The 13,578-nt window shown below is 66.0% G+C and carries 10 protein-coding genes; 7 read left to right on the top strand and 3 right to left on the bottom strand.

What is annotated here, in order from left to right; translation table 11 throughout:
* Positions 1–82: 82 nt before the first annotated feature.
* Both AC6A67_RS11050 and AC6A67_RS11055 read right to left on the bottom strand, forming a co-directional pair.
* Positions 83–1,126, bottom strand: coding sequence for an HpcH/HpaI aldolase/citrate lyase family protein (locus tag AC6A67_RS11050; RefSeq protein ID WP_498036612.1), 1,044 nt, complete (start codon positions 1,124–1,126; stop codon positions 83–85).
* 159 nt (positions 1,127–1,285) lie between these two features.
* Positions 1,286–2,551 carry an FAD-dependent monooxygenase gene (locus AC6A67_RS11055; protein WP_498036614.1) on the bottom strand — a complete coding sequence of 422 codons (1,266 nt, stop codon included), beginning with the start codon at positions 2,549–2,551 and terminating at the stop codon, positions 1,286–1,288.
* Between the two features lie 253 nt (positions 2,552–2,804).
* Between AC6A67_RS11055 and AC6A67_RS11060 the strand changes: the two genes are divergently transcribed.
* Both AC6A67_RS11060 and AC6A67_RS11065 read left to right on the top strand, forming a co-directional pair.
* Positions 2,805–3,563, top strand: a complete 759-nt coding sequence (locus AC6A67_RS11060) for a TerC family protein (protein WP_498036615.1) — start codon at positions 2,805–2,807, stop codon at positions 3,561–3,563.
* A 435-nt stretch (positions 3,564–3,998) separates the two neighbouring features.
* Positions 3,999–4,976 carry a quinone oxidoreductase family protein gene (locus tag AC6A67_RS11065; RefSeq protein WP_498036616.1) on the top strand — a complete coding sequence of 326 codons (978 nt, stop codon included), beginning with the start codon at positions 3,999–4,001 and terminating at the stop codon, positions 4,974–4,976.
* 201 nt (positions 4,977–5,177) lie between these two features.
* On the opposite strand, the gene AC6A67_RS11070 is transcribed toward AC6A67_RS11065, so the two are convergent.
* Positions 5,178–5,891, bottom strand: a complete 714-nt coding sequence (locus AC6A67_RS11070; RefSeq protein WP_498036617.1) for an outer membrane protein — start codon at positions 5,889–5,891, stop codon at positions 5,178–5,180.
* A gap of 516 nt (positions 5,892–6,407) precedes the next feature.
* On the opposite strand from AC6A67_RS11070, the gene AC6A67_RS11075 reads away from it, so the two are divergent.
* From AC6A67_RS11075 to lpdA, 5 genes are all read left to right on the top strand, one after another.
* On the top strand, positions 6,408–6,734 hold the full coding sequence (locus AC6A67_RS11075) for an FtsB family cell division protein (RefSeq protein WP_498036618.1): 327 nt from the start codon (positions 6,408–6,410) through the stop codon (positions 6,732–6,734).
* A gap of 972 nt (positions 6,735–7,706) precedes the next feature.
* A complete protein-coding gene (gene pdhA / locus AC6A67_RS11080) occupies positions 7,707–8,831 on the top strand; it encodes a pyruvate dehydrogenase (acetyl-transferring) E1 component subunit alpha (RefSeq protein WP_498036619.1) in 1,125 nt (374 codons plus the stop codon).
* A 108-nt stretch (positions 8,832–8,939) separates the two neighbouring features.
* A complete protein-coding gene (locus AC6A67_RS11085) occupies positions 8,940–10,352 on the top strand; it encodes a pyruvate dehydrogenase complex E1 component subunit beta (protein WP_498036620.1) in 1,413 nt (470 codons plus the stop codon).
* A gap of 12 nt (positions 10,353–10,364) precedes the next feature.
* The gene (locus AC6A67_RS11090) at positions 10,365–11,762 is read left to right on the top strand and encodes a pyruvate dehydrogenase complex dihydrolipoamide acetyltransferase (protein ID WP_498036621.1); all 1,398 of its coding nucleotides are present in this window, start codon (positions 10,365–10,367) and stop codon (positions 11,760–11,762) included.
* Positions 11,763–11,831: 69 nt separating this feature from the next.
* On the top strand, positions 11,832–13,286 hold the full coding sequence (gene lpdA, locus AC6A67_RS11095) for a dihydrolipoyl dehydrogenase (protein ID WP_498036622.1): 1,455 nt from the start codon (positions 11,832–11,834) through the stop codon (positions 13,284–13,286).
* Positions 13,287–13,578: the final 292 nt, after the last annotated feature.

Raw genomic sequence — 13,578 nt, forward strand, 5'->3', positions numbered from 1 at the left:
TGTCTCCGCAAGGGCGCTTCCCTGAGCTGAAGTGTGGGGCGAACGCGCCGTCGGCCCGAAGGCGACGGCGCGCTGCGCAATGTCACAGGCCGTAGAGCGCTGCGTAATCGGCGTCCTTGGCGGCGACGATCTTGGCCAGATCGACGATCACCTTGGCCTGCTTCCAGGTGGCGTCGTCCTGCATCTTGCCGTCGATCATCACCGCGCCGGTGCCGTCTGGCATGGCCTCGAGGATGCGCCTGGCGAAAGCCACCTCACCCTGGTCGGGGCTGAAGACGTTCTTGGCGATGGCGATCTGCGAGGGGTGCAACGACCAGGCGCCTGCGCAGCCGAGCAAAAAGGCGTTGCGGAACTGGGCCTCGCAGGCCTCCGGGTCGGAGAAGTCGCCGAACGGGCCATAAAACGCCTTGAGTCCATTGGCCTGGCAGGCGTCGACCATGCGGGCGATGGTGTAGTGCCACGGGTCCTGCTGGGCGATCTGGCGGGCGGCGCCGTCGCTGTTCGGGTCAGACAGCACCTTATAGTCCGGGTGACCGCCGCCAACGCGCGTCGTCTTCATGCCGCGCGAAGCGGCGAGGTCGGCCGGGCCGAGGCTCATGCCATGCATGCGCGGCGAGGCGGCGGCGATCTCCTCGACATTCTTGACGCCTTCGGCGGTCTCCAGAATGGCGTGGATCAGGATCGGCTTCTTGACGTTGTGGCGGGCCTCGAGCTGGGCCAGCAGCTGGTCGAGATAATGAATGTCCCAGGCGCCTTCGACCTTGGGCAGCATCATCACATCGAGCTTGTCGCCGACATTGGCGACGATCTCGGTGATATCGTCGAGCACCCATGGGCTGTTGAGGCAATTGACCCGGGTCCACAGGCCTGTCGTGCCGAAGTCATTGTCCTGCGCCATCTTGATGAAGCCAGCGCGGGCGGCTTCTTTCTGGTCGGCGGGGATGGCGTCTTCGAGATTGCCCAGCACCACGTCGACCTGATTGATCAGATCCGGCACCTTGGAGCGCATCTTCTCGTTCTGCGGCGGCACGAAATGGATCATGCGCTCAAGACGCACCGGCAGCTCGGTGTAGGGGGCCGGCGCGCCGATCGCGAGAGGGCGGAAGAACTGGCGGGGCAATTTCATCGGGCGCTCCATTCAGGCGATTCTGCGGCGATTTTGACAGGGCCGCATGGTTTTCGTGCGCGTTGAACGCGCCTGGTTCTGCGATAGGTCAGACGGCGGCGAAAAGAAAGATGCGCGACCGTTCAATCCGCCCTGGCCAGGGTCGCGCGAAGGCGGCTGTCATGGCCGGGCGGCGCTCCTGCCGCCATGCATTTGCGCCGGGGTTTCGGCGAGCCCCGGATTGTCACGCCAGGTCTGCATCAGTTGCGGCAGGCCGAGATAAGGCGCGAGGCCCTCGCGCATGGCGATCTGCCGCAGCGGCCGTAGCCCGCCCAGCGCCAGCATGCCGGCGCCGCGCAGCAAATCCATCGCCGGATTGCGGCTGAGCAGCGAGCGGTTGAGCACGTCGATCGCGCCGGAGCGGGTGGCGACGTCGAGGCGGCGTCCCCGGTCATAGCGCGTGAGGCTACGCATGAGACCTGGGCCATCGCCTTGTTGACGCGCCGCCACCAGGCAGTCGCGCAAGGCCGCGACATCGCGCAGGCCGAGGTTGAGGCCCTGGGCGCCGATGGGTGGGAACACATGCGCCGCTTCGCCCACCAGCGCCACGCCCTGGCTGGCGTAGCGCGCCGCAGCAAGGCCGCGCATGGGAATGACGCCGCAGCCGCTCTCGGCCCGCATGGCGCCCAGCATGGAATGGGCCTGGCGCTCGACGGCGAGGGCCAGTTCCTCGGGGGCAAGCGCCGCCAGGCGTTTGGCGTTCTCTGGCGCCGTCACCCAGACGAGGCTGGAGCGCTTGCCCGGCAATGGCACCAGGGTGAATGGGCCATGGCGGGTGTGCAACTCCGTCGACATATTGCGGTGGCCGAGCTGGTGACTGAACACGCCGGTGATAGCGGTCTGCGGGTAGCTCCAGCTGCGCGTCTCGATGCCGGCGCGGCTGCGGATCAGCGAGCGCGCGCCATCGGCGCCCACCACCAGATCGGCGAGTATCTCCGCGCCATCGTCGAGGATCAGTCTCGGTCGCGCCCCGCCGAGCATGGCGTTGCGCACGCTCTGCGGCAGCATGGTGAAGCAGGGCGTGGCCGCCGCCGCCTCGGCCAGCACCGCCACCAGGTCATCATTGGGAATGTTGCAGCCGAAGGAGTCCAGCCCCAGTTCGCCGGCGCTGAAGGTCAGGGGCGGCGCGGCGAAGACATTGCCTGTGTCATCGACAATGCGCATCACATCCATGCTGGCGGCGCGGGCGCTGACGGCGTCCCAGACCCCAAGGGCGTGCAGGAAGGCGGTTGAGGCGCCGAACAGCGCCACGGTGCGGCCGGGCGCGGCGACGGCGGGCGCGCCAATCAGGCAGACGCGGAAGCCCTCACGCGCCAGCGCCAATGCCGCCGCATAGCCGGCTGCGCCAGCGCCGACGACGGCAATTTCTGGTGTGCAATTCGCCATATCCGAGACCTATGCGCTTTCGTGATGAATTAAAAGCGGCCCGCCTCTTCAAGTGGCGGCAACTGGCGCCCATTTTACGCCACAAAATCGGCGCGCGTGGCGCCCTGGCCTCGTGGCGCGAGGCGAGGGGGCGACGTGTCTCCCGGCAAAGATTGAACGCACGTTCCTGACCTGCGGACCAGGCTCCCCCACAGCGCTGCGCGCGCTGCTGACGTGGCCGCAGGCTCACGACGTTTCAGAAGTGGAGATCCCCGTGTTTGACTGGTTGGCAAGTCCGGAGGGCTGGGCGGCCCTGTTGACGCTCAGTGCGATGGAAATCGTCCTCGGCATCGATAATGTGGTGTTTATTTCGGTGCTGGTGGCGAAATTGCCGCCAGAGCAGGCGGAGCGCGCACGGCGGCTTGGCCTCGCCATGGCGCTGGTGTTCCGCGTGGCGCTGCTGTTCGCGCTCACCGCCATCATGAAGCTCACCTATCCGGTGCTGACCATCCTCGGAGAGGAGCTGTCATGGCGCGACATCATCCTGATCGTCGGCGGCCTGTTCCTGCTCTACAAGGCGGTGCACGAGATGCACGGCGAGGTGCAGGGCGACGCCCATGATGAGGTGCGCGCCGCCGCCCCCCGCGCCTTCATGGCGGCGGTGGCGCAGATCGCGGTGATCGACCTCGTGTTCTCGGTCGACTCGATCGTCACCGCCATCGGCATGGCTGACAATCTCACCATCATGATCATCGCCGTGCTCATCGCCGTTGCGGTGATGTATCTGGCCTCGGGCGTGGTAGCGAAGTTCATCGCCGAAAACCCCACCACCAAGGTGCTGGCGCTGGCCTTCCTGATGCTGATCGGCGTCTCGCTGGTGGCGGAAGGCGGCGGTTTCCATTTGCCGCGCGGTTACATCTATGCCGCCATGGCCTTCGCCGCGATGGTGGAGTTCATCAATGTCTGGGCCCGCCGCAACCGCGTCAAGGCGGAGGCCTCCGCCCGCGAGCACGGCCACGGCGAAGACATCTGATACCAGGATGCGAAGATGCTGACGCATCCGCATCCTGGATTGCTCAGGCGCCGCACGGGCTTGACCAAAGTGCGATTTGTCGTGCTCACCGCACTTTGGTATGAGCCGCGCGCCAGCCCGGCTGTCAGGCAGCTGGGCGATTGCACTGACCGCACCGGGGGCCGCGCATCGCGCGGCCCTCTTTTTTTGCCGCCGGCGATCGCCGCGCGAGGGCCGGCGCCGAGCACGTTCGGCCCAAAGCCGCGCGTGGCGTTTTGCTGGGTCGAGTGGTTTCAGGCGGCGCGCGGATGCGGGATTAAACGGGATTGATTGTGCACGTCAGCGGAAAGGGCTGGCGCAGCCGCCCTGCGGACGACAGATTGCTCGCTCAGGGCTGCTGCGGCGCAGCGCCAATGCGCAGCATCCGCAGGACGCGACAGGCGAGGAGACGTGGTCATGACGAAGGCGATGGTCGTGCATGAAATGGGTGGGCCAGAGGCGCTGACCTATGAGGATTTCGATCCGGGCTTCCCAGGGCCAGGCGAGGTGCGCATCCGGCAGATGGCCATCGGCCTCAACTTCCTCGACACTTACTATCGCAGCGGCATGTACCCGATCAAACGCCCGTTCATTCCTGGCGGCGAGGGCGCTGGTGAAATCGTTGCGGTGGGCGAGGGCGTGAGCGACTTCGCCCCAGGCGATCGCGTCGCTTATGTGTTCCCCATCGGCGCCTATGCCGAGGAGCGCTGTGTGCCCGCAGCCAATGTGGTCAAGCTACCGGGGGCGATTGGCTTCGAAACCGCCGCCGCCGTCATGCTGAAGGGGCTGACGGCGGAGTTCCTGCTGCACCGCACCTTCAAGGTTGGCGAGGGCCACACCATTCTGTTCCACGCCGCAGCCGGCGGCGTCGGCCTGATCGCCTGCCAATGGGCCCGCGCCCTGGGCGCGCGGGTGATTGGCACGGTGGGCTCCGATGACAAGATCCCGCTGGCGCTGGCCAATGGCTGCGACGAGGTCATCCAGTATCGCCGCGAGGATTTCGTCGCCCGCGTCGCCGAGCTGACGGATGGGGCCAAATGCGACGTGGTCTATGACAGCGTCGGCAAGGACACGTTCAAGGGGTCGCTCGACTGCCTGCGGCAGTTCGGCCTCTATGTGAACTTCGGCAACGCCTCAGGGCCAGTCGAGAACATCGCCATGGCCGATTTCGCCTCGCGCGGCTCGCTATTCGCCACGCGGCCGACGCTGTTCACCTTCACCTCCGACCGCCAGCGCCTGACCGAGATGGCCGCCAATCTGTTCCACGCGGTGGAGCACGGCGCCATCAAGGTGCATGTCAATAACCGCTTCCCGCTGTCACGGGCCGCCGACGCCCACCGGGCGCTGGAAAGCCGCGTCACCACTGGCGCAGCGGTGTTGTTGCCTGGCGAATAGGGCGCCTTGCGATCAGACGGAGACACCCGGATGATCAGAATTCGCTCCCCACGCGGAGATGGGGTGTAAGCGCCGATCGTGAGCGATCCGACCTCGCTCTGACGCCCGTACCGGCGCGCTGCAGCTTCGAGCTGTGAGTGCGGCAAGGGGCGCCCGGAGGCGTCCCTTGCATGTTCAGCGCCCTGGGTGATGCGCCCTTCATCAGAAGCGATAGTTCAGGCCGACCAACACGATATTTTCGCCAGCGCGCCCCTTTTTACCTGCGCCTTTCCCCGCGCTCGCCACGCCGCGGACGGAGATGTGCGCGGCCTCAGCCCTGACGCTCCAGTTATCGTCGAGGGCATATTCGGCGCCAGCGCCGACAATCAGGCCGGTTTTGAACTGCGAGCGGTTATAGGTCTTGCCGCCGCTGGCGATCAGGCTCTGGCGCTCCGGCTTGCTCATGTCGTTGAATGACGCATTGCGCCCGGCGTTGAACGGCGCGTCGGTGTAAGTGGCCTGGAGAAGCGCCACGCCCCCGAAGCCGTAAACCATGGCGCGATCGCTGGCGAGGCCAAGCTTCAGCCGGGCATCGGCGAATCCGAAACCACTGCCGGCCTTATCGGAGCTCTTACGGCCGCCGAAAGCCGGGCTGACGCCAGCTTCAACACCCAGCACCAACGGCCCATTCTGCCAATTGTAGCCGGCGCGCACATTGCCCAGGACGAATGTCTCGCCCTTGACCCGCCCACCGCTCGCCTTGATCGCCGCGCTCTTGCCGCCGCCGAAGCTGAGGCCGACGAAGGCGCCTTCGAAGCGGTTCATGGGCGGAACGCGGAGTTCCGCAGCGGTCACCGTCGGTGCATTGCGTTCAGACGTCGGCAAATCAGCCGCCAGCGCCGCGCCCGATACGAGCAATACGCCAGTTGTCGCCATCAATAATCGATGTAACATAACAATAAATGTCCATAATGAAGTGAAAACGGCAGCTTTCATAGCGATTACTATGCGTTAGTCAAGTACGCGAAATATTCTTGACTATTCGCTGTAGCGATGCGGAGTATTGCCGCTGCGGATGGCGTGCTAATAATTGTTGGATAGATGCATTTGCATGCCATGTTCTTGGGCGATGTGTCACAGTCCGCAATTGGCGACGCCGTGGGCAGGCGGCGCACGTCGCCATCGTGCTGTGTGGGGTGACGCCGGCCACGCCGGGCTTTCACTGGCGCGCCACGCCACGATTCGCCCTCCGCCAGCGAACCGTCGCCTGCTGTCGGCCTGGCGGACGCCTTGCGCGCCCATGTGGCTGAAACTGTTGGCGGATTGTTTCGCTTGCGACGATTTTAATTGTGGACAGCGTGAAAATCATGCGCGGTCGACGAGGTCCCATGGCGGGCTGGAATATCCGCTTCGGCAAGCCTCTGTTTACCCTTGGCGGCGCATGATGGCGTCATGGTCATCCGTCGCCGATTCCGCTCTGTGCTGCTGCCGCTTGCGCTCTACGCCGTCTCAGGCGGGATCGTTGGCTACTTTGTGCTGCATGCCCAAAGTGGCCAGCGCGGCCTTGAGGCAAAACGCGAAATCAAGGCCGAGATCATCCAGCTGACCGCCGAGCTCAACGCCGTGAAGGCGCAGCGGGCGGTGATGGAGGACCGGATTGGCCGCATGCGCGACGGCTCGATTGACCGCGACATGCTCGAAGATCTCGCCCGCAACTATCTCGGCATGACCCACCCCGACGATCTGGTGATGATCTACGCCCGCAAGGACGACAATTGAGCGCCTCGCCACGGGCGCTCACCTAGGTGCGGACAACGTAACCGCCGCCGCGTGGTCCAGCGGACATCGCCCCCAAAACTTTGAATTTCAACGCGTTTGCGCGAGGTGATTGCTACTCGTCGCCGTGGCCTGAGCGCGTCATTTGCGCATGATGTCGATGATGAAGCGCGCGCTGCGGGGCGGCGGCGCCGTCGCGCACAGGGCGTGGGGCCGCCGGCAGGCAAAAAGCAAGGCAAGGGCAAGGCGTTTGCCGCATGCGCACGGCCGCAAATCAAGCCGGCGAAGCGGACCGCCTGGCGGTTTGGTGGCTGCGACGGCTGCCAGCCGACGGGCGAGAGCCGTCGCAGGCGCGTTTATCAGCCGCCGTCGGCGCAACCCCGTCGCCATGTGATGCGATCTGATCTCACGGCGGCAGCGGCCATCCCGCCATGGCGCAGCGTTGCAAAGGCTGATTCACAGGGCCGTTTGTGGGGCGCGTCCGCTGGCCTGATTGAGGCGCAACGCCACCCCCCGAGGCTCAATGCAGCGTAAACCGCGCCGTGCGATTTCTGGTCAGCGTAGACTGGCTTTGATCTTTCCGGGGGTTTTTCTGGCGCGTCCCCACGATTTTGCGCCGCCTTTGCGTCAGATATCGTCGCCACCTGATCAGTTTACGCTACGTCAGCAACGGAAAGCTGCGGATTGACCTGCGCGCCGCTTCGGTTGAACCTGCCCAGCGATAGTAGGTCGCCAGGCCTGTGGCGAGCAGGCGCCTGTCGCCTGTGGCGCGCTGCAGGGCGCGCCGGGCGTATCGGGCGGCCAGGCTTGTGCTCCAGTGGCATTAGACTTTAGTATGATACCACGTTGAGCAGATGGGAGCGGGCAGGGCTGGAGCCCCCTGGGCCTGATCTGGGTTCGCACGGCGCCTCTTTATGGAGGGGTGGCGAACGACATGGCGGGCGGCGCGCCGCCGCCGCATAATTTGAGGCCGTAATGACGAAGAAACCTGCATCTGCCCTTTCTTCCGGAAACACGACCGAATCCCGGTCTTCCGCCAGTACGCGGCGTGAGCAGGGCTCTCCTGAACCGCAGGCGGACGCTGCGGCGGATGCAGGCGCCGCAGCGCCGCAGCTGGCGCAGCTCAGCCGCGAGGAGGAGCTTGAGGCCTATCGCATGATGCTGCTGATCCGCCGCTTCGAGGAGAAGGCGGGCCAGATGTATGGCATGGGCCTCATCGGCGGCTTCTGCCACCTGTATATCGGCCAGGAGGCCGTGGTGGTCGGCATGCATATGGCGACCAGGGAGGGTGACCAGAACATCACCGGCTACCGTGATCACGGCCATATGCTGGTGATGGGCATGGACCCCAAGGGCGTGATGGCCGAGCTCACCGGGCGCCGCGGCGGCTATTCCAAGGGCAAGGGCGGCTCGATGCACATGTTCTCCACCGAGAAGAAATTCTACGGCGGCCATGGCATCGTCGGCGCCCAGGTTCCGATCGGCACCGGCCTCGCCTTCGCCAATCGCTATCGTGGCGACGACAGCGTCTGCCTCGCTTATTTCGGCGACGGCGCCGCTAACCAGGGCCAAGTCTACGAGAGCTTCAACATGGCGGAGCTGTGGAGCCTGCCGGTCGTCTACATCATCGAGAACAACCGCTACGCCATGGGCACGTCGGTGAACCGCGCCTCGGCCCAGACCGATTTCTCAAAGCGCGGCGTGTCGTTCAATATTCCGGGCGAGCAGGTCGACGGCATGGACATTCGCGCCGTGAAGGCGGCGGGCGATCGCGCCATCGCCGCGGCGCGCGCCGGCAAGGGCCCCTACATCCTGGAGATGCAGACCTACCGCTATCGTGGCCATTCCATGTCTGACCCAGCCAAATATCGCACCCGCGATGAGGTCGAGAAGATGCGCACCGAGCATGACGCTATCGACCAGGTGCGCCAGCGCCTGCTCGGCGAGCACGGCGTCAGCGAGGACGAGATCAAGCAGATCGACGCCGACGTGCGTCGCATCGTCAATGAAGCCGCTGACTTCGCCACCCATGATCCGGAGCCGGATCCGTCTGAACTGTGGACCGACGTGACCTTGCCGCACGACGCCCCGCGCGCCTGAGCAAGGCAGGAGGCCGACGCCCCGGCGTCGCCTCCACGCATGAGACGACGTGCAGCGACGCCGCCAGATGGCGTCACCCGGCAGCCCCATTGTGATCGAGCCAGACCCATGCCCACAGACGTATTGATGCCCGCGCTTTCGCCCACCATGGAAGAGGGCAAGCTGAGCCGCTGGCTCAAGCAGGAAGGCGACTCCGTGCGCAGCGGCGACGTGATCGCCGAGATCGAAACCGACAAGGCCACCATGGAAGTGGAGGCGGTCGATGAGGGCGTTTTGGCGAAGATCCTCGTGCCGGAAGGCGCGGAGGGCGTGAAGGTCAATACGCCGATCGCGGTGATCGCCGCAGAAGGCGAGGACGTGTCCGCCGCAGGCGCTGACAAGCCCGCCGCCGGAGACGTTGAGAATCCCCAGGCGGAAGCTGCGCCGAAAAGCGACAAGCCTGCTGCGGCTGACGCCGATGCCAGCGCCACCTCTGCAGCAGCGCCGCAGAAGCCAGTGCAGGCAGCCCCCGCCGACATGACCCTGCCCGAGGGTGCCAGGCTGGTGAAGATCACCGTGCGTGAGGCCCTGCGCGACGCCATGGCCGAAGAGATGCGCCGTGACGAGACCGTGTTCGTCATGGGCGAAGAGGTGGCCGAATATCAGGGCGCCTACAAGGTCACCCAGGGCCTGCTGCAGGAGTTCGGCGAGCGCCGCGTCGTCGATACGCCGATCACCGAGCATGGCTTCGCCGGTCTCGGCGTCGGCGCCGCTTTCGGCGGCCTGCGGCCGATCGTTGAGTTCATGACCTTCAATTTCGCCATGCAGGCGATCGACCACATCATCAATTCCGCCGCCAAGACGCTGTACATGTCCGGCGGCCAGATCACCTGTCCCATCGTCTTCCGCGGCCCGAACGGCGCGGCGGCCCGCGTCGCCGCCCAGCACAGCCAGGATTATTCGTCCTGGTACAGCCACGTGCCTGGCCTGACGGTGATCGCGCCCTATACGGCGGCGGACGCCAAGGGCCTGCTCAAGGCGGCGATCCGCAGCCCCAACCCTGTGGTGTTCCTCGAAAACGAGATCATGTACGGCCAGTCCTTCGATGTGCCGGACGTCGAGGACTGGATCGTGCCGATCGGCAAGGCGCGCATCGCCCGCCCAGGTCAGCATGTGACGCTGATCGCCTGGTCGCACGCCATGACCTATGCGCTGGCCGCCGCCGAGACCCTGGCCGCCGATGGCATTGAGGCCGAGGTGATCGACCTGCGCACCCTACGCCCGCTCGATACCGAAACCATCATCGCCTCGGTGCAGAAGACCGGCCGCTGCGTGGTGGTGGAGGAAGGCTGGCCGCAGGCGGGCATGGGCGCCGAGATCTCGGCGCGCATCATGGAGGAGGCGTTCGACTATCTCGACGCCCCGGTGACGCGCGTGTCGGGCAAGGATGTGCCGATGCCTTACGCCGCCAATCTTGAAAAGCTTGCGCTGCCGTCGGCGGCGGAGGTGGTCGAGGCGGCGCGCGCCGTCTGCTATCGCTGAGGAGCCACGCGCATGCCCACCAATGTGCTGATGCCCGCGCTCTCGCCGACCATGGAAAAAGGCAAGCTGTCGCGCTGGCTGAAGAAGGAAGGCGACGTCGTCCGTTCGGGCGACGTGATCGCCGAGATTGAAACCGACAAGGCCACCATGGAAGTGGAGGCGGTCGATGAGGGCGTGCTGGCCAAAATCCTCGTGGCCGAGGGCACGGATGAGGTGGCCGTCAACGCCGTGATCGCCATCATCGCCGAGGAAGGCGAGGAGGTGGACGCCGCCGCAGCCGCTCCGGCCTCAGCCGCCGCAACCACGTCGGCCAGCGCCGATGCCGCGGCGGACGACAAGGACAATGCCGACGCTGGAGCCAGCCCGGCCAAAGCAGACGACGCCGGCGCCGCGACGGCCAAGGCCAGCGCCAGCAAGCCGGCTGCGCCGCAGAATGGGGACGCTGCGCCTGCCGCAAAGGCGCATTCGGCGCCCACCGACGGCAAGCGCGTTTTCGCTTCCCCGCTGGCGCGCCGCCTCGCCAAAGAGGCGGACATTGATCTGTCTGCGCTCAAGGGCTCCGGTCCGCGCGGTCGTATCATCGAGCGCGACGTGCTGCAGGCGAAGCCCTCTGGCGTCGCCGCGAAGCCTGCGGGCCAGGCCGCCGCGCCAGCTGCTCTGGCCTCGGGGCCAGATGGCGCTGCGGTGCGCGCCATGTTCGCACCCGACAGCTTCGAGGAGATCGCCCTCGACGGCATGCGCAAGACCATCGCCCGTCGCCTGGTCGAATCCAAACAGACGGTGCCGCATTTCTATCTGACGGTGGATTGCGACATCGACGCGCTGCTGGCCCTGCGCGCCCAGATCAACGCCGGCGCGCCGAAGGGCGAGGACGGCAAGCCGGCCTGGAAGGTCTCGGTCAATGATCTGGTGGTCAAGGCCTTCGCCGGCGCCCTGCGCCGCACGCCCGACGCCAATGTCTCCTTCGCTGGCGACGCCATTTTGCGCCACAAGGTGGTGGACGTCGGCATCGCCGTGTCGATCCCTGGCGGGCTGCTCACCCCGGTGGTGCGCAACGCCGACCAGCTGACCATCTCGGCCCTGGCCAGCCAGGTGCGTGATCTGGCGGCGCGGGCGCAGAACCGTCGCCTGAAGCCGGAGGAATACACTGGGGGATCGGCCGCTGTGTCCAATCTCGGCATGTATGGCGTGCGCGAGTTCGCGGCGGTGATCAACCCGCCGCACGCCACCATTCTGGCGGTGGGCGAGGGCCAGCAGCGGGTCGTCGTCAGGGATGGCAAGCCGGCGGTGGCCACCATGATGACGGTGACGCTGTCGGTCGATCACCGCGCCGTCGACGGCGTGCTCGGCGCGCAATTGCTGCAGGCCTTCAAGGCGCTCATCGAAAGCCCGGCCTCGATCCTGGCCTGAGGCTGGACCGCTGACCTGATCTGCGGACGGCGCGCGCCACGCGCCGTTCCCACCGCGAAAGCGTTCGTTATGGCAGATACATACGACATCATCGTCATCGGCTCCGGTCCCGGCGGCTACGTCACCGCCATCCGGGCGGCGCAGCTGGGATTTCGCACCGCCATTGTCGAGCGCGAGCATCTGGGCGGCATCTGCCTGAACTGGGGCTGCATTCCCACCAAGGCGCTGCTGCGCTCGGCGGAGATCCATCATTACATGGAGCGCGCCGCCGATTACGGCCTTAGCGCTGGCGACCATGGCTTTGACATCGGCAAGATCGTTGAACGCTCGCGCGGCGTGTCGCGCCAGCTCAACACCGGCGTCGGCTTCCTGCTGAAGAAGAACAAGGTCGACGTCATCTGGGGCGAAGCCGAGGTGACGCGCGGCGCAATGGGCGACAAACCCGCGGCGATCGCGGTGAAGGCGACGCGCAAGCCGCCGATGCAGCCACAGCCGCCGGCCCCGAAGGGCGTGAAAGGCGAGGGCGTCTACGAGGCGAAGCACGTCATTCTCGCCACCGGCGCCAGGCCACGCGCATTGCCGGGCCAGGAGCCCGACGGCAAGCTGATCTGGAGCTATTTCGAGGCCATGGTGCCGCCGGCCATGCCGAAGTCGCTGCTGGTGATCGGCTCCGGAGCGATCGGCATTGAGTTCGCCTCGTTCTATCGCGCCTTTGGGGCCGAGGTGACGGTGGTTGAACTGCTGCCGCAGATTCTGCCGGTGGAAGACGCCGAAATCGCCGGCCTCGCCCGCAAACGGCTGGAGAAGCGCGGCGTCAAATTCCTCACCGGCGCCAAAGTGACCGGTCTCGACAAGAAGGCCGACAGCGTCGTCGCCAGCATTGATGACGGCAAGCAAAGCCTGCGCATCGAGGCGGAGCGGGTGCTGAGCGCCGTCGGCGTCGTCGGCAATATCGAGAATCTCGGCCTCGAAAAGCTCGGGGTGAAGACCGAGCGCGGCTGCGTCGTCACAGATGGGCTTGGCCGCACCAATGTGCCCGGCGTCTACGCCATCGGCGACGTGGCTGGCCCGCCGATGCTGGCTCACAAGGCGGAGCATGAAGGCGTCGCCTGCGTCGAGGCCATCGCTGGCCTGAATGTCCACGCCATGGACAAGCTGCGCATTCCTGGCTGCACCTATTGCGACCCTCAGATCGCCTCGGTCGGCCTCACCGAGGCCAAGGCGAAGGAAGCCGGCTACGATATCCGCGTCGGCAAATTCCCCTTCGTCGGCAATGGCAAGGCCATCGCGCTGGGCGAGCCGGAGGGTCTGGTCAAGACCATCTTTGAAAAGGACACCGGCAAGCTGCTGGGCGCGCATCTGGTCGGGCCTGAGGTCACCGAGCTGATCCACAGCTTCGTCGTGGCGATGAATCTGGAGACGACGGAAGAAGATCTGATGGCCAGCGTGTTCCCGCATCCGACGCTGTCCGAGACCATCCATGAGAGCGTGCTCGACGCCTGGGGCCGGGCGATCCACATCTGAGCGGACCTGCGCCGTCAGGTGAGCTGGTTGCGATACTGGCGAGGTTCGCGGTGGGGGACTTGATTGGGCCCAGGGGGGCGGCCTGATGGGGCCCTGACGGATGGCGCTGCAGGCGCGGCGTTATCCGCTCACATCGCCGTGGGTTGGGGCTTCTGGCCCGCGGCGTGGCGCTGAAGCGCTTGCACAGCTGGCGGGGCGACGATTTGCTGTGGCCTGCGGCGACCCTGGCGATTCCACCGCCTGATCCCAGGCGCAGGATGGCGCGGTCGGCCCGTGCGACTGAAGGAGGGGA

The sequence above is a fragment of the Camelimonas sp. FR25 genome, from assembly GCF_059740505.1.